The following is a 19,561-nucleotide window of genomic DNA, read 5'->3' as shown; positions in this document are numbered from 1 at the left end:
CTTAAAAAGCTTCTCCTACTCCTACTGCTCTTTCCTCTCTGGCTGAAACAATCGGTGCTTCAATCCAGTCCAGTGAACTAAAGGCAGCAATTTGATTCCATTTGTGGACAAAATTTGATTCTATTAACAGAGTGTGATGTGTGGTGTAAGTGAGTGAGTAAAATTCCCCCGTTCGATCTATCTGAGCAGTATAAAATTATTGGCGATGAGGTAAATGCAGCAGTGCTAGCTGTGCTTGCGTCAGGTCATTACATTGGCGGCGCTGCGGTTGAAACGTTTGAGCAACAGTTTGCTCACTATATTGGCACTTCAGAAAGCATTGCTTGCAACTCTGGCACCGATGCACTGTATCTGGCATTGCGAGCGTTAGATATTAAACCGGGCGACGAGGTAATTACAACCCCGTTTACGTTTATCGCAACAGCAGAAGTTGTAAGCGCGATCGGTGCCACACCTGTTTTTGTTGATATCGAAGCGCATACCTTTAACCTGGATCTTGATCGGGTCCAAGCGGCGATTACAGAACGGACGCGGGCAATTCTGCCAGTTCACTTGTTTGGGCAACCAGTGGATATGACCCGGCTGATGGCGATCGCTCAAGCTCACAATCTTGCTGTTATTGAAGATTGCGCTCAGGCTGTGGGTGCGGAATGGGCAGGGCAAAAGGTTGGCGGCATTGGGCACATTGGCTGCTTTAGCTTCTATCCCACCAAAAATCTGGGCGCGTGTGGCGATGGCGGTGCGGTGACAACGAATGATCCGACGATCGCTGCTACTATCCGTATGCTGCGTGACCACGGTAGACGAGCGGGTGGCTATTATCACGAGGCGATCGGCGTTAACTCGCGGCTAGATGCTCTGCAAGCCGCTATTCTGCAAGTCAAACTTCGCTACCTAGACATCTGGAATGACCAGCGTCGCGCTGTTGCTGATCGCTACCAACAGATGCTCCAGCACGTTCCAGGTCTCGTTCTACCGCAAGAACCAGCGGGTGGCAAAGGCGTTTGGAACCAGTACACGCTTCGCTTGCTCAATACTGCGCCACACCAGACACCATCAAACGACGGTAACCACAGAGATCAGGTACGCCAGCAGCTACAGGCAGAAGGGGTGAGTTCTATGGTGTACTACCCTCTACCGCTGCATCTCCAGCCCATTTATAAGGATCAAATGCAAGCGCCCAAATCGCACCCGATCGCCGAGCAGATCGCTAACGAAGTGCTGTCATTGCCGATGTTTCCTGAAATGCTACCCGAACAGCAAGAGCGAGTAGCGTATGCCTTGAAAGATTGCCTGAGCGATCGTGCCGCTTGACGGATGGGAACCCTATACAGGTAAGACCAAAGCGACGAAATCTGCCGTGTATCAACCCTGATCCGTCTGGTGATGGTGCTTGCTAAACCTGACCTGGGAGTGGCTGGGGATCAACTCCTGCCTTAGCTTACGGTGCGGTTATACACCTGCTGCTAGTGGGTCAAGCAGTATACGAAAATGTTTGTAGTTTCGTATACTATAGTGAAGTAAGGCAAAGAGTAAGCAAAGATTAAGAGCTGAACTCTGAAAATGTTTAGCGCTATTTTTGTACGCGATTGATTTTACTGGGGGCGATGCTAGCAAGCTGCGGCGCTGCCCTCACCCTTTGAGAGCACGTTAGAGAGGTAAGAGCAAGCGTGGGTCAGCATCCCCTTAGTCAATTGAGACGTTACGATGCAGGCGCGATCGCGCAATATTATCGCTATCGCCCCTGGAAAGCACTTTCTCGTACGCTTCACGTTATTTTTTCGTTTCTTGGCTTTTTTCTGGGTCTAAAGTGGGACGAGTGGCAAGGTAACCAAGAGCGTCACAAGCTCAAGCGAGCCGAGCAGTTACGTAAGACACTGATCAAGCTGGGACCAACATTTATCAAGGTGGGTCAAGCGCTTTCTACGCGACCTGACTTGATCCGTAAGGACTTTTTGGATGAACTGATCAAGCTACAGGATCAGTTACCACCCTTCCCAACACCGATTGCCCTGGCACGGATTGAAGCCGAACTCGATCGCCCTGTTAACGAAATCTTTAGCCAAATCTCGCCCCTGCCAGTAGCGGCGGCTAGTTTGGGACAGGTCTATCATGCCCGTCTCTACACTGGTGAGGAAGTTGCTGTCAAAGTGCAGCGTCCAAATCTTCTGCCAGTGATTACGTTAGACCTTTACTTAATGCGGCGTGCAGCTAGTTTCTTAGCTCCCTGGTTACCGCTTAACCTGGGGCATGACCTGGCGCTAGTGGTAGATGAGTTTGGCATCAAGCTCTTTGAAGAAATTGATTACTTAAATGAGGGACGCAACGCCGAAGCCTTTGCCACGAACTTCCGCGATGATCCAACGGTTAAGGTGCCTGCCATTTACTGGCGCTACAGCAGCCAACACATACTGGTCTTAGAGTGGATTCACGGCTTTAAGCTAACCGATACTGAAAGCATCCGCGAAGCAGGTTTGGCAACTGATGCACTGATTGAGATTGGGGTTACCTCTGGTCTGCGTCAGCTTTTAGAGTTTGGTTTCTTTCATGCTGATCCGCATCCCGGTAATCTCTTCGCGATGGCACCGCACTGCAACGTGGACGGCAGCAAAACGACGGAGCAGCCGATTGCTCAGATGGCATACATCGACTTCGGTATGATGGATCAGCTTGACGAGACAGCTAAGGAAACGATCGTAGATGCTGTCGTGCATCTCATCAACAAAGATTATGTTGATCTGGCAAGGGATTTTGTGAAGCTAGGCTTCCTGACTCCTGATACCGACATTCAGCCGATTGTTCCAGCACTTGAAGCAGTGTTAGGCAACGTGCTGGGCGAAAGCGTAAAGGACTTTAACTTCAAAACCATTACCGATCGCTTCTCAGAGTTGATGTATGAATATCCATTCCGCTTACCAGCTAAGTTTGCACTGATTATTCGTTCGCTGGTGACGCAGGAAGGTCTTGCGCTAACCCTCAACCCTAACTTCAAAATTGTCGATGTTGCTTACCCATACGTGGCGCAGCGCTTGTTGAAGGGAGAGTCGCCAGCACTACGACGCCGACTGCTTGAAGTGCTGTTTAAAGATGGGAAGTTCCAGTGGGAGCGGCTGGAAAACTTGATTGCGATCGCCCGTAGTGATCAGTCGTTTGACCTATTGCCAACAGCGCAACTTGGCATCCAGTTCTTATTGTCCGATGAAGGTAAGTTCCTGCGGCGGCAATTGGTTATTGCACTTACTGAAGACGATCGCCTCCATACAGAAGAAGTCCAACGCCTCTGGAACTTGATTAAGGACGACCTCCAACCTGGGCGTTTATTTAATGCTGCGATTGGCGCATTGGCAGAGCTATCGACTGCCAGCACCGCTACTTTGCTGCCATCTGTCTTATCTTCAGTTCGCAAGCCCTAGAGCAACGATTGATGTAGAGACGAAGTGACACCTGTGATCGCTCTGTATAACCTTTGACTGCTGTCCTTTCCCTACCGTTTGTCTTGCTCTCAATTGTGGATGCAAAACAAAGGTTCAGGTACTGGACAGCAGTCATTTTTGCGTTGTCGTCTAGGGTGACATCAAGAAACTTTACAGTTCTCAATGATTAACCAATGAACCGTTAATCTTCGTTGCAGAGTTAGGAGTGTAAAAAGCCTGCGTGATACATTCATGACGTGGTTTAGGCTCTAGAGTTAACAAGGAGAACGCTTTGAATTCGTCTTTACGTCAATCCTCAAACGCTGCATACCGAGAAGACTTTAGCGAGTACGTCGCGCACCTCCAACTTCATATGGCACTCCAAGCTCGTAATCTGGTACCAACGCTAACCAATACGGATGACAGCCGCGAACAGATGCTGCATCAGACCCAGGCAACCTTTGAAAAATTAGTTTCTCGTCAGGCGCACTAGTACAAGTAGTAGCCTCCACTCTTTATAGGGAGGGGGGTAGAAACTTTGCCCATAGGCAAGAGGTTTTTCCCTTCTCCCTCCCACTCTCTTTGCTTTGATTTTGCCCAGCTTCTTACAAAGCCCAGCTTTAATCACAAATCGCAGGTGGCACTGTTAGCATAAGGCTTTAGCCTTGGGATTTGTTGAGTCAGCAGTCTAGCTGTGAGTCCAGTGATTCAACAGTCCTGCTTGTCAAAACCGTCAGTTTTGTTTGGTGTCAGCCCACATCTGCGCGATCGCAAAACGCATTGCCTGACCAACGGCTGACGATCGGGCAACGTCAGGAGCCGTTTTTTCCCAGCGCTGGATGTGGTCGCAAAAGCTTTTGTCTTGCTTAGCGCGCTGTGTAATGACCTGACTAATAACCTTCTTCTGAATCGCTTCTGTAGCAATGCCTTGGTGGTTCAGATAATCAAGTAGTTGCTGCACACTCTGCACAAATTGGTCAGGAGCCTGGTTCATCATAATGTGCTGGATTTGCCGCACAACTTCCTGGTAAAGCCGGATGCGGCGATCGTGTGATGGTACCTCCGGTGCGGCTCGGTTAACCTGAGATGCTGGCTCCAAGGCTACGTCTGATTGCTTGGTCTGAGGTGCGATCGCCAACAGGCTAAGTATCTCGGTTCGATGCGTGAGCAACTGCTGCAAAATTTTTGGATAAACCTGGAAGATGCGCCGCGTCAGCGCTTTAGCATTCACTGGGCGAGTTGCCTTTAACTGAATCAGGTAGTTATCGTCTGACGGCTTGTAGGCTTTTATCGTCAGTCCCAACGCATTTTCTTCAAGATCAAGCTGCGCTAACGTAAACGCAAGCGCTTCCCAATTAGGTGGTTCAGTAAGGTAGACTTCAACTACTGCATTATCTTGCTGATAGTGCCGCTCTAGTTCGCCTGCTTCCAGATCTCGTCCAACTGGGTAGCGATCAGCAGGGCTTTTAGTTGTGTAATCAAACCCAGTAAACACATAACGGCAGTTGATTCTAGAGCAATCTGTGTTTTCCAGGTGCCAATTAGCGATGCAGCAGCCGGTCATCTGTGCCCCGTCTAAATTGGTGCGAATGAGATGGCTTTCCAGCAAGTAAGCATCGCTGAGGTCGGCTTCGCTCAAGGACGTATCGCTCAGATAGGCTCCGCTGAGATCTGCTCGTCGCAGATCGGCCCCACGCAGGTTCGCTCCATTAAGGTCTGCCCTTAATAGATAGACATCCTGTAGGTTTGCTCGTAAGAGTTGTGCTTTACTCATACTGGCTTTGAGCAAGTAGGCTCCTGCCAGATTAGATCGGCTGAGATCAGCATTGGTAAGGATTGCTTCACTCATGTCTGCCCCAGTCAACACAACACGATGCAGATCCGCTTCGGTGAGATTAGCTTGTCGTAGATACACGCCGTTTAAGTTGGCTTCGATTAAGTTTGCGCCAATCAGCGATGCCTCTCGCAGGTTTGCTTCTTCCAGATGTGCTTCTCGCAGATTTGCCCGATCGAGCGTGGCGCTAGTGAGGTTGGCACGACGCAGGTTGGCTTCCATCAATTCTGCTGCAGCCAGGCAACTGTTACTTAACTTTGCCCGTTCAAGGTTGACCTGATCAAGCTTAGCTGCTTGGAGGTTGGCACCACTAAGGTCGGCTTCCTGAAGTACTGCCCAACTTAGATCAGCCGCTTCTAGCTGTGCCATCCGCAAATCAGCTTTGCCAAGGTTAGCGCCGCTTAGAATTGTCTGGTTCAGCACGGCGTTATTAAGTGACGCACTGCGAAGGTCTGCCCGCCTCAGGCAGGCTCCTGTCAAATTAGCGCGGCTTAAAAAAGCCCAACTCAAATTAGCGCCTGTCAAATTAGCGCCTGTGAGGTCAGCATCTCGCAGATTGACCCCACTCAGGTTAGCGCTGCTAAGGTCAATCTGAGCAAAGTTCCGTTCGCCGTTCTGGTAACGCTCTAGCAAATCCTGTACTTGCATATTGACCTTTGAAGCAGGATGACAATCGCGATACTGCACGCCTTATTTTGGCTCGCCTGTCGTGGTTGCTTCGGTATGGAGGCAGAAGAAGCAACTTGATGTTAACAGTCGATCGCAATCATTATGTGTGATGCAAATTATACAGAGCGAATACAAGAATGAGAGTGTAGGGTCTCATAGGGGAGGAGTGAAGAAGTGAAGGGTGAGAAGGGGAAGGAGTGAAGAAGTGAGGATATGAAGGGGAAGGAAAACGAGCGAATGGCTTTAGGGTAGCCAAAGGGGTCGCAGCCCCGGCAGTGGCAACGCTTCTGGCTGCGGTTTGGCGTTAAGGTCAGCAGCATCAAGGGGCAGAAGCCAGAGACGGCTGTCAGCGATCGCTTTTCCCATGCTGGTGCTTAGTTCACCTGCTTCCGTTTTGCCCTGTGCGGCTTCTGTTGTTTGATCAAATAAAAGCGCTAACCCATCCGGTGCCAAACTTACCTGCACATCGCGTTGATTGGGCAGAAGGACAAGCGGACGGACTTTAGCAGTTTTAAGGTCGATCGCCGCTAGATAAGGCTGTTCGCGGTAAACCTCGCCTTCAGTGAGGAGTTCAGTTAACAAGCAGTAAAGGGTTTGCTTCGTGGGGTCAAAATGAGTGCTAATAATAGAACCAGTTGTGCGAAACAGTTCCTTTTGAGTGTTCTGGTTGCTTACCAAGAAGAGCGATCGTGTGTTGTCGCTATTGAACTTCACCATCGTCGCCAGCGATCCATCTTTGGCAAAACTGAGCACCATGCCAAATTTAGGCAGAAAGTCCAGCGGTTTGCTATTCGGCTGCAAAGGTAAGATCGCCAGCCCTTGCCCCTGAGCGATCGCCAACGAATTACTATCCGGCGTAATCACAAAATCGCCCCCCGGATCGCCCTTGAGCGGTTGCGGTGGTGCGCCTGTCTTGAGCAACCAGGGACCAAAATCACTTGGATTTTGACGATTGACCCGTTGCACGACAATCACATTGCCGTCTGCCGACAGGTCAAACTTGAGGTTTTGATAATCTTTATTGTCTAGGACTAGCTCGACTTTTCCTGCTGGGGCATCAGAGGGCGGCGCAATATCTGCCGTTACCTGAGCATAGGGTTGCACAGGAGGCTTTATCCGAATACCCGTCGTCACGGTAAAAAGCTGCTGTTCCGTTAACATTGAGGGCTGGGTGGTTCGCTGCGTCGCTGCAAACAGCAGTCGATCACCCAGAGGGTAAGCCTGAAACTCCATGACCACCAATTCTGACGGCGTAAGAATTTGCTTTTGTTGCTGATTGAGATTAAACAGCACCAATCGCCCCGCTTCTTCACCGTCTACGCCGATATACGCAAAGGAGCGATCGCGCGTCTGAAACTGCCCTTTGAACGGCTGAATGGCTGCACTACGACCCTCCGAAAAGCGATCGTATGCCTCTTGAAGCTGTACCTGAAACTTCGTACCGTAGGGAGCAGGCGTATTCAGTGTGTATGCCATTCGTCGCCCTGACCAGCTCACCTTGCCAGGGAGCGGTGGTTCAACGCGTAGATTTGACTCTACGCTGTCGCGATCCATCGGGCGGCTGAACGTTAGCGTAAAAGCCGTATCGTCAGCACCAACTTGTTTGCCTTGCCAGCTAAAGTCGCGTACACGAGCCGCTGCTTGCTCTCCATTTAATAGCAGGATGCCAATCAGCAAGCACAACGCTACTATAAGGACGACAGCAAAGCGATCGAGGGGTTGTGGCAAGAAGCGTCGTAATCTGGCAGTAGATTTTGAGTGAGTCAATGGGGCACTCTAGGTAAAGACATCAAAGCCAAGCGTCAACACACTCCGATCATCAACACATTATTGTTTCGTGACCTGACGTTCTGGTCAATTGGATAAGGATAGACGTGGGACTCTCATTTAAGCACTTAGGTTCAGATATTCTGCTGATCGAGCAATTGCTGGAACCATCGCTCTGTAGCCATGTGATACAGGTAGCAGAATGTTGCCAGTTTAAACCATCCAGCATCCTAGTGAATGTAGTTGATACTGATGTTCGTAGCAGCGATATGCTTCCCCTGGGCAACACAGGGCAGCAGCTTCAGGAATCAACTAATCAGATCCTGCTGACTAAAGTCAAGCTCGTTCAGGACTTGCTTTTTAAGCACTACGGCATCAAATTTTCTCAAGCAGAAATGTGCTCTATATTGCGTTACAAGCCAGGACAGCGCTACAAACGCCACGTTGATAACTTACTCCTGGCAAGCCGCTTTCAGGAAGTTGCCAATGGCATCCCAACCCGCGATATCAGCATCGTTGGCTACTTAAACGACGATTTTGAGGGCGGCGAAACACTATTCGATCGTCAAAATATTAAAGTTAAACCCCAGGCAGGCAGCGTGATCGTCTTTCCCTCCTACTACACTCATCCCCATCAATCGCTGCCAGTTGTCCGAGGACGAAAATACTCCTTCACCAGTTGGCTCTTTTATTAAACAACGCAGATTGGCTACTGCAAATGGATGGCTAACGTCTAGACGTTCAACGCAGTCAATGAGCAAAACCAGCGACCTGACCGTTTAAGGGTTAAGCTCTGGCGGGAAATTGACTATAGTTCTTTAAGTAAAAGCTTGCCTTTCCTAGTCTTTCGGTAATATGATGGGAGACTGTGTTGAATAAAAGCGACCCATGCCCAAGCTAAAAACCCGCAAAGCTGCTGCTAAACGCCTGAGAGCTAGTGGTAGTGGAAAGATACTTCGCCGCAAAGCCTTTAGAAGCCACTTGCTCGAGCATAAAAGCGCCTCACGCAAGCGCCGTCTTGCAGGCATGGCTGTTGTAAATGAACGGGATGAGGCAAATGTACGCCTTATGCTCCCTTATCTATAGACTTTGAGTGCAAAGCGTTGAGTGCACCACTCAACTTGAAGCTAAAAGCTCAAAATTACTGAATCAGTGGACAGAACTTAGAGGAATTTGTAGAAATGACACGGGTAAAGCGCGGCAATGTCGCTCGCAAGCGCCGCAAAAAGATTTTAAAGCTGGCAAAAGGTTTCAGAGGTTCACATTCTCGCCTTTTCCGCACAGCTAACCAGCAGGTGATGAAGGCGTTACGAAATGCCTACCGTGATCGCCGTAAGCGGAAGCGCGATTTTCGTCGTCTCTGGATTACCCGGATCAATGCAGCTACCCGTCAGCACGGTTTGAGCTATAGCCAGTTTATGGGTAGCTTGAAAAAGGCAAATATTCAGATCAACCGCAAGATGCTGTCGCAGATGGCGATCCTTGATCCGGCTGGATTTAGTGAAGTTGTTGCAGCCGTTGGTACTGCTGTAAAGAAAGCAGCTTAGTCCAGGTTTGACTGCTTGGCATGGCAATGAAACTGTCTGCGCTGCTCGGTAATGTATTTAGTTTAAGCGTATTGGGGGCGCTGTCTTTAGTGTCTCCAATTTTTGCTGCTGATTTGCAAGCGATCGAGCAACGGGGGCGCTTGATTGTGGCAGTGAAGGATAACCTTCGCCCGCTAGGCTTTCGGGGCACCGATGGACAGCTACAAGGATTAGAAATTGAGATTGCCCAACGATTAGCGCAGGAATTGCTAGGAAGCAAGGATGCTGTTGAGCTACAGCCTGTAGTTAACCAGGATCGGCTGGCAGCAGTATTAGAGGACAAGGCAGATATTGCGATCGCCCGTGTGACTAGCACGCCCTCTCGTTCGCGTTTAGTCAGCTTCAGTGTGCCTTACTATCTGGATGGTACAGCCCTTGTTACACGCGATTCATCGCTGCAACGGCTAGCAGATGTTGGCAAGCGTGCGATCGCCGTACTGGATGGTTCAAGTACGATCGCGATTCTACGTTACCGTCTGCCCGAGGCAACCCTAATCAGCGTGACATCCTATGCTGACGCATATACCTTGCTCGAAGCGGGTGAAGCGGTTGCTTTTGCCGCTGATGCAAGCGTGCTAACTGGATGGGTACAAGAATTTCCGCGCTATCGGCTGCTGATGCCTACCCTTTCAGCAGAGCCACTCTGCATCGTGATGCCAAAAGGCTTGCAGTATAACGATTTGCAACTTCGTATCAACCAAATTATTGCCCGCTGGACAGCAGAAGGATGGCTGCAAGAACGTGCGCTTTACTGGGGACTGCCGTAAGGAATCAGCGGCGGATGCTTGAGCACGCGATCGGTCTTTGAAGACGAGTGTAAGGTCGCGAGTGTAGTCAATGCAAATGGAAATGGCGTAAGTGCTATAAAAATGCTGACGACTTCACATTCATCCTTGAGCCTTTCCTCGACCTCTCCCATTTTGCGATAAGGTTGATGCATAGCCAGCTTTGACCGTTATTTGCGTAAACTAATTCTTGGTATGGATACACCGTCTCCCCTCATCTATATCTCCTTTCTACTGTTGCTGCTGGCCTTTGCAGGCTGGTCTGTCGTGCGCCAAATTCTCAAAACGCGCAAAGTAGAGTTAGCGCTCGCTAAGTTGCAGTCAAAACTTACTAAAGAAGCCGGCTCTGCACAGGAATACTACGAACTGGGCAGCATCTATCTCGATAAGAAGATTTTCTCTCAAGCGATCATGCTGTTTCAGAAAGCCTTGAAAGCAGAGGACTTACAAGAGTCAGAAAGCGCACCCATTTACAATGCGCTTGGTTTTGCTTACTTTGCTCAGGAGCAGTACGATCTGGCAATTCGTCAGTATAAAGAGGCGCTCAAAATTGATCCAAACTACGTCACAGCGCTGAACAACATTGGTCACGCTTACGAGCGTAAACAGTTAGCGAGCCAAGCATTGGAAGTTTACGAGCAAGCGCTAGCGATCGAACCCCAAAATGCCACGTCTAAACGTCGTGCAGAGTCATTGCGAAAGCGCTTTGTACCGTCCGCTTAGCAGTGGAAGCGTACTGTGAATTACCATTGTCTACCGTTCCGGTACATCGGATGTTCTAGACTGAGAGATGATTCTTGAGTCTGAAAAGGAACTGGGCAATGCGACTGTCTCAAATGCTGTTTGTGACGCTTCGAGAAGATCCGGTAGAGGCGGAGATTCCTAGCCATAAGCTGCTGCTGCGGGCAGGCTATATTCGTCGTATTGCGGGTGGTGTGTATGCATACTTGCCTTTGATGTGGCGAGTCTTGCAGAAGGTATCGCAGATTGTTCGCGAGGAAATGAATGCCGCTGGGGCACAAGAATGTCTGCTACCACAGTTGCAGCCTGCGGAGCTATGGCGCGAATCGGGACGGTGGGATACCTATACAAAAGCGGAAGGTATTATGTTTTCGCTGGTTGATCGCCAGCAGCGCGAAATGGGGTTGGGTCCTACGCACGAAGAAGTGATTACGACGATCGCTCGTGACATGATTCGCTCCTACCGCCAATTGCCGCAAAACCTTTACCAGATTCAAACGAAGTTTCGCGATGAGATTCGTCCTCGCTTTGGTCTAATGCGCGGGCGTGAATTCATCATGAAAGATGCCTATTCGTTTGATGCTGACGAAGCTGGTCTCAAGCGGCAATATGAAAAAATGCACACAGCCTACTGCAATATTCTGAACCGCTGTGGTTTGGCTTTTCGGGCAGTGGATGCTGATTCAGGCGCGATCGGTGGTGCAGGTTCGCAAGAATTCATGGTGCTAGCAGAGGCAGGAGAGGACGAAGTGCTGTACACCGAAGATGGTCAGTACTCTGCCAATGTCGAGAAAGCTGTTTCCCTACCGTCTGATGCAGAGCCATCTCCCTTTACTGCTTACGAAAAACTAGAGACTCCTGGCACAGAAACGATCGCCAAATTGTCTCAATTGCTGAAGTGTTCTCCAACAGCGATTGTTAAAAATGTTTTGTATCAGGCAGTATTTGATAGCGGCAGAGTGGTGCTTGTTTTAATTAGCATCCGAGGCGATCAGGATGTGAACGAGGTGAAGCTACAAAACGAGTTAGTCAAACTAGCAGACCAGTACTCTAGCAAAACGCTTCTGTCGTTGACTGTGCCGGATGCAGAGACACAGTCAAAATGGGCAGCAAAACCACTGCCGCTCGGCTATATTGCTCCTAACTTAGAAGACAGCTACATCAAGCCCCCCAAGCCAGCGCCAGCAGGACAGGTTGCTGCTAATCCAGTTGCCTCAAAGTTCTTGCGACTAGTGGACAAAACTGCCGTTGACTTGGCGCATTTCGTCACAGGCTCTAACGAAGCTAGTTACCATGTGGTCGGTGCCAACTGGGGTAAGGAGTTTGAGCTGCCGAAGCTGGTTGTGGATGTGCGAAAGGCAACGGCAGGCGATCGTGCCTTACATGACCCTACCCAAACGCTCAAAACTGCTAGAGGCATCGAGATTGGGCATATCTTCCAGTTGGGCACAAAGTATTCTGAAGCGCTGGGAGCAACCTATACGAACGAGCAAGGTGAAGAGAAGCCTCTGATCATGGGTTGTTATGGTGTGGGTGTTTCCCGCTTGGCACAAGCCGCCGTCGAGCAATCCTACGACAAAGATGGGATCGTGTGGACCACTGCGATTGCGCCCTATCAAGCGATCGTCGTGATTCCCGACATTGCCAAAGCCGAGCAAGTACAGGCAGCCGAAAAGCTGTATGACGAACTCAATCAGGCAGGCATTGAAACCTTGTTGGACGATCGCAACGAACGCGCAGGCGTAAAGTTTAAGGATGCAGATTTAATTGGGATACCCTACCGCCTTGTAACTGGGCGATCGCTCCAGCAAGGCAAAGTCGAAGTTGTCAAACGTGCTAGTAAAGAATCTCAGGAAGTGGCGCTTGAAGATGTGGTCACAACCTTACAACAGTGGCTTTTGGAGCAACATTAAACTTTGGAATTTCTCACCATTTTTCTTTCTAGCCTGATTACTCTGATTTCTCCAGCAGGCGTTGTGGTCGATCGCGTTGCGCAAACGACGGTTCGCAAGCAGTTTGAATCAGTAGAACAACTGGAAGTCCGTGTTGATAATGCGCCGAGCTATCAACTTGTACAGGGCAAAGCCGATCGCATCCGCATTGCAGGACGTGGGCTGTTTCCTGCCCAAGACATTCGCCTGGAAGCCTTTGAGCTAGAAACTGATCCCATTCAGCTTAATGCCGCTCGCCTTCGGCGTGGTCAGCCACGGCTAGAAAAACCGCTCCGAGCCGGGGTACGACTGGTGCTCAAGCAAGAAGATATGAACCGTGCACTGCGATCGCCGATCGTCCTCGATCAGCTTAAAGCCTTGGGCGTTAACACCTTAGGTCAACAGACTAGACAACGTGCCCAACGGTATACGCTGCTCAACCCTCGTATTGAATTCCTCGCGAATCAACGCTTGCGGCTTCAGGCTGAACTACAGGAAGCAGCCGATCCTGATACGCTAACTATTGTGGTGGAGTCAGGGATCGCAATCATTGCAGGACGGCAGCTACAGCTTCTCAGTCCCGTTGTGACGTTGGATGATGAAGCCGTACCAGAATCGATCATTCGGTCGATCGCTAAAGGTCTTAGCGACCAGTCTGACCTGCGCCAGTTTGAAAAAACTGGTCTAACAGCAAGAATCTTACAATTGAATTTGACAGAGAATCAAATCAACCTGGCTGCCTTTGTCCAGGTCGCGCCACACAAGTAACTCTAAGAAAGCGTTTTACGTTTCCGAAATAGCCCTAAATAGATTGGTAGTTATCCAGGAAGCCTTCACCCGCTCTGCACGTCACTTGCAAGGAGAATTTGCGCTATGGAAGACCAACGATCGCGTCGCCACCTCCCACTTGGAATCATTGCAGGGTTATCTGCTCTAGTACTGGCTACAGGCAGTGCCGTCGCCTGGTGGGAGTTTCAATCTGCGTCACGCAAAGCACCTGCACCAGACGTAATCGAAAATTCTCAGGTGCCTTCAGAACAGCAAAAAGCGCTGCCAGCGGTTGTTGCTCCTAACACTGCATCAAAGCCGCCAGTTAGCAAGGTTGCCCCTGCTTCGGAAACCAAGACGCTTCAGGTTTATTGGTTGAAAGCATCGGGAAGCACGATCGCCTTTAGCCCCAGCCCCGTGACGCTGAGTGCCCAGGAAACTCCTAACGACATCCTGGCAGCCGCTGTCAATAAATTACTGGCGGGTCCCAGCAGTGCAAGTGTGACAACAACTATTCCGCGTGATACTAAACTTCGCAGCCTTTATATCAAAGATGATGAAATTCATGTTGACCTCTCCCAAGCCTTCACACAAGGCGGCGGCAGTACCTCAATGACTGCCAGAGTTGGGCAAATTCTTTACACTGCCACTAGCTTGAATCCAGATGCCAGGGTTCGGCTAGCGGTAGAAGGTAAACCACTAGAAACACTGGGCGGTGAAGGCTTGATACTAGAGCAACCGCTTACTCGTGAGAGCTTTGAGCGCGATTTTCCGCTTGGAGAATAGCTATAAGCTTCCAGCTTTCAGGAATTTGGTTATGGCAAAACACTGGCTATAAGCACGCCACGCTTTATTGATCGTTAACCGCCTCCACATTACTGCCACTCTTCGGGTTCGCTCCAGCGGCGCAACTTAGGAAAGCGATAAAACTCGTCACCATCGTCGTCTACTTCAGGCACTGCGCCGAAAAATTTCACTTGGGTATCCAAATAGCGTTTGGCTAATTCGGCATTGACTCGTGCGGCAGCGGCTAGTTGGATAAGGGATACATTGCCATTCTCAACTTCCAGCAGTTGGTAAAAAGCTTGCTCTAAGCGCGACTGCTGCTGCCGACTTTGAATGATGTTTGTAAGAGAGACACCAGCTAGCACGCCAAAGCCAGTCAAAAAGATCCACTCAAAAATTGCCATGATCTAATTGTGAGAGGATTTGAGCATAAAGCTTTAAGTTTCAATCCTTAAAGATAAGAATGGAGGCTTCAAGGCGATCAATACTTATCTCTACTTTAGTGACGAACACCGATCGCGCTTAAGCCTCTTCCTTAAAATCAGCAAACTCTAAGCTAAAAGCTACGATCACTCCGTTTAGGCAACTGGCTCGACCAATTTATCCAGACCCTGAGTCACCTTAGCAGATTCAATCTTGTCTCCGGCTCTCAGTTGCTCCAGCACCTCTTTGCCTTCAATAACGTAGCCAAACACAGAGTAGCGACCATCCAGCAAGTTGCGTCCGGCTGGCGTTAACTCTGGCTCAAACAAAAAGAAGAAAAACTGGGACGAACCACCGTTTGGATCTTCACCGGGACGCGCCATCGCCAGCGCACCGTAGGACGAAAAAGGCAACACAGGCTGGTCTTTGTAGCGTCCCGCATCCTCTAACGTGATCTCATAAGTGGGTTCAACATCGCCCTGTACCAACACTTCTAACGGGATGGCACGATATTTTTTCGTTTGAGGATCGATAAAGCCAACATCTTCTCCAGGTGGATCACCAATTTGCAAGACGTAGGATTCTTCAGAACGGGTGAAAGGTAAGCCATCGTAAAAACCGCGTTGGACTAAATCAACGAAGTTTCCGGCGGTGACTGGAGCGCTATAACCATCGACAACGGCTGTGATCTTGCCTTTGTTAGTTGTAAAGGCGATCGTGGCGCGACCCTTAAGCTGCGGTAGGTTGTTATAAGCGGCGGGTACCTCAAAGGGAAAGCTCTGCACCATGCTTTCTTCAAGCTGCCCGACTAAATCTAGTAGCTCCGTTCGCTGTTGAAAGGTTTGTTCTTTATCTTTTGCTTCAATAGACGCTTGCAGGGGCGCAATACCGTCTTTGATTTTAGACAGTATGGCTTGTGCCTCGACTTGCTTCGCTTCTGGCACGCTAGCAAGGATCGCTGGTTCCTTATCGCGCAAAATCCAGCTTGCTCGTTTAACATCGCCCGCGATCGCGCCCCAGCGTCGATTCGCCCTTAGCTGTGTGGCAATATCTTCTAAGCTACCTTGCAGTTCGCGGACAGGTGCATTGTCGATTGGCAAGGCGTAGCGCAATAACGCTTTGCCATCGGTAATCGGGTTGCCAGCAGGCATGATATTGGCGGGTTTGGTAGCCGCACTTAACCCTAAAGACAGGATCATCATGAGCAAAAGGGTTGCTCCCGTTTTTAGCCAGTGCCTTAAGTGGTCAAACTTAAAGCGGTCAAGTTTGAAGCGGTCAAAGCCTTGTCGTTCCATGTCTGGGTACTGCTTGCTCAAGTTAGCGGCTCAAAAGCGGACATCTATTTTGGTGCTGTCTGCCCACTCAACGGTAAGCGAGAGAAGGCGATTGGCAGCACAAAGCTACAAACGGTCAGTTACTCTCATTAATCTTGCCATAGAGCGGGGTCACACAGGCAGAAGTAAGAGGGTGCATGGGGAAGAGACGCGTAGGAAAGAGGGGACGGCAGCCTAATGCTTTGCTTAGGATCGTGAATTTAGTCAAGCCGCAAATTGTACGGGCGGTTTTAGCAGACCAAACGGCATCCTGCAATCGCTTTGACAGCAAAACCCGCCCCTACCAAAGATCGAACTAATTTAAGTCCTATTCCTTACTCGAAACTTCCTTACTCGAAACTGGCACGAGTTTGGCAAAAACCCTTTTTCCCTTCCTTTATCTTTGTCCTTCGCCTGCTTAACGTGGTTTACCCCTGAGCGGTACAATGAGATGCCGAACATTTTCTCCCGATACACATACTCATGATCTCTAGTAATGACTTTCGATCAGGCGTAAGCATTGAGCTAGACGGATCGGTCTGGCGAGTCGTCGAATTTTTGCACGTTAAACCCGGTAAAGGGTCTGCGTTTGTACGAACCAAGCTCAAAAACGTTCAAACCGGGAACGTGATGGAGCGAACGTTTCGAGCGGGCGAAAGCTTGCCTCAGGCAAACTTGGAAAAAAACACAATGCAGCATACCTATAAAGACGGGGATGACTTCGTTTTTATGGAAATGGAGACGTATGAAGAGGCACGTCTCAATGCCAAACAGATTGGCGATCGCGTGAAATACCTCAAAGAAGGGATGGAAGTGAACGTCGTCCGTTGGGGTGAGCAGGTGCTAGAAGTAGAGCTACCTAACTCTGTTGTGCTAGAAGTAACCCAAACTGATCCAGGCGTGAAGGGTGATACGGCAACAGGTGGTACCAAACCTGCGATCGTTGAAACAGGCGCTCAAATTATGGTGCCTCTTTTTATCACCATTGGAGAACGCATCAAAGTTGATACTCGTAATGATTCTTATTTGGGTAGAGAGCAGTAAGCGAAGGGATAAAGGATGAAACTTGTTTTAGCCTTTAGCGTTTATCCTTTAGCCTTTCTCCTAGCCCCTAGCCCCTGTTTCTGAGGTTTACAGTCATTGTGTCACTGGATTTAAATGAACTCCGCGAGCTTTTAGCCGCGATCGATCAGACCGATATTACAGAACTAACTTTAAAAAGCGCTGATTTTGAACTTACGGTGCATCGTGGTGTTCGGGTTGAGGAGCGCCTTTATGCCAGCGATAGCGATCGTCGTCAGGCAGTTGAGACCAGCGCATCGCGGCAAATAGTAGGTGATAGCCGCACCGACTCTGAGGCTAAACAGGTAGCACAAAACGCTGCCACGCCATCTGTGCCAAATGCACCGTCCAACGATTCGCCCCTACGGGACAGCAAAAGCGATCGTCGCCTGATTGAGGTGAATTCGCCGATGGTGGGCACCTTCTACCGTGCAGCATCTCCTGATGAACCACCTTTTGTGGAAGTAGGCGATCGCATTCGTAAAGGGCAAACCGTTTGCATTATCGAAGCAATGAAGCTGATGAACGAGCTGGAAGCAGAAATTGGCGGCGAGGTCGTTGAGATTCTGGTGCAAAATGGTGAACCGATCGAGTACGGTCAGTTGCTGCTGCGCCTTAATCCAGACTGAGCAGCTTACCTTCGGTTAGCAACTTCTCTTGCTCAATAACAGCAAACGACTGAAAAGCCTCACTGGAACAAAGAGCCAAATCACTCAGAAAATGATGAAATTCTAAAGAATCTTTGAATTGTCATCAAATACTCTATTGCTATGTAGCGGTTGAGTGGCTAAAATCTGGGGATCACTGCACTTCATATTAAATTTGCATGAAATCTGCAAAGCCTTCGCAAGAAGTTGTTTTACAAGTTGCTGAGTACTTCAGTGTGCTAAGTGAGCCGATGCGCCTGCGGATTCTCAACCTTCTCCGTGATGGTGAGAAATGCGTACAAGATTTGGTTGAAGCAACCGACACTAGTCAGGCAAATGTCTCTAAGCATTTGAAGGTCATGATGCAGGCAGGCATTCTCAGCCGCCGTAGCAAGGGTACGTTAGCCTATTACAGCGTTGAAGATGACCTGATCTTTGAGTTATGCAATTTGGTGTGCGATCGTCTTGCCAACCGCATTGAACAGCAAGCCCTTCACTTCCGTGCCTTCAGCTTTGCTGGTAAACGGTAACGCGGCGGTTTAGCACGATCGACCCAATCGTGCGATCGTAAATTACTGCCTTACCCTTACTACTGCTAGAAGCCTTAGGTGAAGACTTGCTCGATTTTGCTGGGCCAACTGATATAACAGTCTGGTTGCAAACGCATCAAGCGTGAGCGATCATTGCACCAAACACTAAAGTAAAACGTGATAAGCCAGCCTTGAACGTCCAAGAAATCGGTGAACAAGGTCTACTGAAGTTGGTGCAGTCGTTTTGCCCACCCGACTTTGTGGGAGATGATGCAGCGGTACTAACCACTCATCCGGGGCGATCGTTGGTCATTACCACAGATGTTTTAATTGATGGCGTACATTTTAGCGATCAGACGACATCGGCGGCAGATGCAGGATGGAGGGCAGCAGCGGCTAATCTTTCTGATCTGGCAGCAATGGGAGCAACGCCCTTAGGCATTACAGTCGGTCTAGGACTGCCTGGAAACACTCCGGTGGCTTGGGTTGAAGAACTGTATCGCGGGCTGACAGAATGTTTGAACCAGTATGAGACGTCGATCGTGGGTGGTGATCTCTGTCGATCACCCGTCCTTTTCATCGCTATTACTGCCTTTGGAGAAGCCGCACCCAACCAGCTTATTCGCCGTTCTACTGCTCGATCGGGAGACGCGATCGTCGCAACAGGCATACATGGAGCTTCAAAAGCGGGGCTTGAACTGCTGTTACATCCTGCCTTAGGAGAAGCGTTAAGTGAGAGCGATCGTGCCCTGCTGATTCACGCCCATCAGCGCCCCAAGCCTCGGTTAGATGTAGTGGAGTGGCTCTGGGCAGAAGGTAGAGGGCAGGGTGAGGGCTCAGAGGGCGCAATTCAAACTGACGCTCAACATTTAATACCCCTTGCTTCCCCCTCTTCCCTCGCTTCCCCCTCTTCTTATTCCTCACTTCCCTCCCAAATCGCAGGCATGGATAGCAGCGACGGGTTAGCTGACGCGATCGTGCAGATCTGTCGTGCTAGCGGAGTGGGCGCGATCATTGATCGGAGCCAGATTCCACTGCCCTCTGCGTTGCAGCAATGGGTGGGCACAGAACAAGCGCTGGATTGGGCACTGTATGGCGGTGAAGATTTTGAGCTGATTCTCTGTTTACCGTTGACGTGGGCGCAGGCATTGGTGCAGCGGTTAGGTAAGGGCGCAGCGATCATTGGCACGATCACTGAAGACCCGGCGGTTTGGCTAGTGGATGCAACCGGGAACCAACCGGATCAACCTTTAACCCTTGAGCGAGGTTTTCAGCACTTTAGCGGTTAGTGTATGGAATCGATCGC

At 49.8% G+C, this 19,561-nt stretch carries 20 protein-coding genes; 16 read left to right on the top strand and 4 right to left on the bottom strand.

The features are described from left to right. The first annotated feature begins 153 nt into the window (after window positions 1–153). The 3 genes from H6F86_RS21790 (at window position 154) to H6F86_RS21780 (ending at window position 3,906) form a co-directional block, all read left to right on the top strand. Window positions 154–1,314 (top strand): aminotransferase class I/II-fold pyridoxal phosphate-dependent enzyme, encoded by a 1,161-nt coding sequence (locus H6F86_RS21790; protein ID WP_190451185.1) that lies wholly within the window; start codon window positions 154–156, stop codon window positions 1,312–1,314. A gap of 356 nt (window positions 1,315–1,670) precedes the next feature. After that, window positions 1,671–3,413, top strand: a complete 1,743-nt coding sequence (locus H6F86_RS21785) for an AarF/UbiB family protein (RefSeq protein WP_190451184.1) — start codon at window positions 1,671–1,673, stop codon at window positions 3,411–3,413. A 292-nt stretch (window positions 3,414–3,705) separates the two neighbouring features. Next, entirely contained in the window at window positions 3,706–3,906 is a 201-nt protein-coding gene (locus H6F86_RS21780; protein WP_190451183.1) for a hypothetical protein, read from the top strand. A gap of 240 nt (window positions 3,907–4,146) precedes the next feature. Here the strand turns inward: H6F86_RS21780 and H6F86_RS21775 are convergent, their stop codons facing one another. Together H6F86_RS21775 and H6F86_RS21770 are read right to left on the bottom strand one after the other, a co-directional pair. Further along, complete coding sequence (locus H6F86_RS21775) at window positions 4,147–5,934, bottom strand: pentapeptide repeat-containing protein (protein ID WP_347240869.1); 1,788 nt, start codon at window positions 5,932–5,934, stop codon at window positions 4,147–4,149. 225 nt (window positions 5,935–6,159) lie between these two features. Then, the gene (locus H6F86_RS21770; protein WP_190451181.1) at window positions 6,160–7,683 is read right to left on the bottom strand and encodes an Ig-like domain-containing protein; all 1,524 of its coding nucleotides are present in this window, start codon (window positions 7,681–7,683) and stop codon (window positions 6,160–6,162) included. A gap of 107 nt (window positions 7,684–7,790) precedes the next feature. On the opposite strand from H6F86_RS21770, the gene H6F86_RS21765 reads away from it, so the two are divergent. The 8 genes from H6F86_RS21765 (at window position 7,791) to H6F86_RS21730 (ending at window position 14,280) form a co-directional block, all read left to right on the top strand. Then, window positions 7,791–8,378: a 2OG-Fe(II) oxygenase gene (locus H6F86_RS21765; protein WP_190451179.1), complete on the top strand. Its 588-nt coding sequence runs from the start codon at window positions 7,791–7,793 to the stop codon at window positions 8,376–8,378. A 193-nt stretch (window positions 8,379–8,571) separates the two neighbouring features. Further along, entirely contained in the window at window positions 8,572–8,769 is a 198-nt protein-coding gene (gene rpmI, locus H6F86_RS21760; protein ID WP_190451177.1) for a 50S ribosomal protein L35, read from the top strand. Between the two features lie 95 nt (window positions 8,770–8,864). Beyond that, window positions 8,865–9,230 (top strand): 50S ribosomal protein L20, encoded by a 366-nt coding sequence (gene rplT / locus H6F86_RS21755; RefSeq protein WP_190451175.1) that lies wholly within the window; start codon window positions 8,865–8,867, stop codon window positions 9,228–9,230. Window positions 9,231–9,250: 20 nt separating this feature from the next. Continuing rightward, a complete protein-coding gene (locus H6F86_RS21750) occupies window positions 9,251–10,036 on the top strand; it encodes a transporter substrate-binding domain-containing protein (protein WP_190451173.1) in 786 nt (261 codons plus the stop codon). A 213-nt stretch (window positions 10,037–10,249) separates the two neighbouring features. Continuing rightward, window positions 10,250–10,777: a tetratricopeptide repeat protein gene (locus H6F86_RS21745; protein WP_190451669.1), complete on the top strand. Its 528-nt coding sequence runs from the start codon at window positions 10,250–10,252 to the stop codon at window positions 10,775–10,777. Between the two features lie 98 nt (window positions 10,778–10,875). Then, window positions 10,876–12,708: a proline--tRNA ligase gene (locus H6F86_RS21740; protein WP_190451170.1), complete on the top strand. Its 1,833-nt coding sequence runs from the start codon at window positions 10,876–10,878 to the stop codon at window positions 12,706–12,708. Window positions 12,709–12,711: 3 nt separating this feature from the next. Continuing rightward, the gene (locus H6F86_RS21735) at window positions 12,712–13,494 is read left to right on the top strand and encodes a DUF2993 domain-containing protein (RefSeq protein ID WP_190451168.1); all 783 of its coding nucleotides are present in this window, start codon (window positions 12,712–12,714) and stop codon (window positions 13,492–13,494) included. A 105-nt stretch (window positions 13,495–13,599) separates the two neighbouring features. Further along, on the top strand, window positions 13,600–14,280 hold the full coding sequence (locus H6F86_RS21730; RefSeq protein ID WP_190451166.1) for a GerMN domain-containing protein: 681 nt from the start codon (window positions 13,600–13,602) through the stop codon (window positions 14,278–14,280). An 89-nt stretch (window positions 14,281–14,369) separates the two neighbouring features. Here H6F86_RS21730 and H6F86_RS21725 read toward each other — a convergent pair whose 3' ends face one another. Further along, complete coding sequence (locus H6F86_RS21725) at window positions 14,370–14,684, bottom strand: hypothetical protein (protein WP_190451163.1); 315 nt, start codon at window positions 14,682–14,684, stop codon at window positions 14,370–14,372. Window positions 14,685–14,858: 174 nt separating this feature from the next. Continuing rightward, window positions 14,859–15,905, bottom strand: coding sequence for a peptidylprolyl isomerase (locus tag H6F86_RS21720; protein ID WP_242033626.1), 1,047 nt, complete (start codon window positions 15,903–15,905; stop codon window positions 14,859–14,861). A 39-nt stretch (window positions 15,906–15,944) separates the two neighbouring features. On the opposite strand from H6F86_RS21720, the gene H6F86_RS21715 reads away from it, so the two are divergent. From H6F86_RS21715 to thiL, 5 genes are all read left to right on the top strand, one after another. Next, complete coding sequence (locus H6F86_RS21715; protein ID WP_190451700.1) at window positions 15,945–16,130, top strand: hypothetical protein; 186 nt, start codon at window positions 15,945–15,947, stop codon at window positions 16,128–16,130. Window positions 16,131–16,499: 369 nt separating this feature from the next. After that, entirely contained in the window at window positions 16,500–17,060 is a 561-nt protein-coding gene (gene efp, locus H6F86_RS21710) for an elongation factor P (protein ID WP_190451159.1), read from the top strand. Window positions 17,061–17,158: 98 nt separating this feature from the next. Beyond that, the gene (accB, locus tag H6F86_RS21705) at window positions 17,159–17,707 is read left to right on the top strand and encodes an acetyl-CoA carboxylase biotin carboxyl carrier protein (RefSeq protein ID WP_190451157.1); all 549 of its coding nucleotides are present in this window, start codon (window positions 17,159–17,161) and stop codon (window positions 17,705–17,707) included. A 197-nt stretch (window positions 17,708–17,904) separates the two neighbouring features. Continuing rightward, complete coding sequence (locus tag H6F86_RS21700) at window positions 17,905–18,255, top strand: metalloregulator ArsR/SmtB family transcription factor (RefSeq protein WP_190451155.1); 351 nt, start codon at window positions 17,905–17,907, stop codon at window positions 18,253–18,255. A gap of 191 nt (window positions 18,256–18,446) precedes the next feature. Continuing rightward, window positions 18,447–19,544: a thiamine-phosphate kinase gene (gene thiL / locus H6F86_RS21695; protein ID WP_199305411.1), complete on the top strand. Its 1,098-nt coding sequence runs from the start codon at window positions 18,447–18,449 to the stop codon at window positions 19,542–19,544. Window positions 19,545–19,561: the final 17 nt, after the last annotated feature.

It is taken from the genome of Phormidium sp. FACHB-592 (assembly GCF_014695795.1).
GTDB lineage: Bacteria > Cyanobacteriota > Cyanobacteriia > Leptolyngbyales > Leptolyngbyaceae > Stenomitos.
Note: the sequence above shows the minus strand (reverse complement) of the source record. Positions and strands in the feature narration are given on the sequence as shown.

Bases quoted from the DNA above. Each gene is read 5' to 3' on its own strand.
- rpmI (WP_190451177.1), top strand. From the start codon at position 8,572: ATGCCCAAGCTAAAAACCCGCAAAGCTGCTGCTAAACGCCTGAGAGCT.
- rplT (WP_190451175.1), top strand. From the start codon at position 8,865: ATGACACGGGTAAAGCGCGGCAATGTCGCTCGCAAGCGCCGCAAAAAG.
- H6F86_RS21750 (WP_190451173.1), top strand. From the start codon at position 9,251: ATGGCAATGAAACTGTCTGCGCTGCTCGGTAATGTATTTAGTTTAAGC.
- H6F86_RS21745 (WP_190451669.1), top strand. From the start codon at position 10,250: ATGGATACACCGTCTCCCCTCATCTATATCTCCTTTCTACTGTTGCTG.
- H6F86_RS21740 (WP_190451170.1), top strand. From the start codon at position 10,876: ATGCGACTGTCTCAAATGCTGTTTGTGACGCTTCGAGAAGATCCGGTA.
- H6F86_RS21730 (WP_190451166.1), top strand. From the start codon at position 13,600: ATGGAAGACCAACGATCGCGTCGCCACCTCCCACTTGGAATCATTGCA.
- H6F86_RS21725 (WP_190451163.1), bottom strand. From the start codon at position 14,684: ATGGCAATTTTTGAGTGGATCTTTTTGACTGGCTTTGGCGTGCTAGCT.
- H6F86_RS21720 (WP_242033626.1), bottom strand. From the start codon at position 15,905: ATGATGATCCTGTCTTTAGGGTTAAGTGCGGCTACCAAACCCGCCAAT.
- efp (WP_190451159.1), top strand. From the start codon at position 16,500: ATGATCTCTAGTAATGACTTTCGATCAGGCGTAAGCATTGAGCTAGAC.
- H6F86_RS21700 (WP_190451155.1), top strand. From the start codon at position 17,905: ATGAAATCTGCAAAGCCTTCGCAAGAAGTTGTTTTACAAGTTGCTGAG.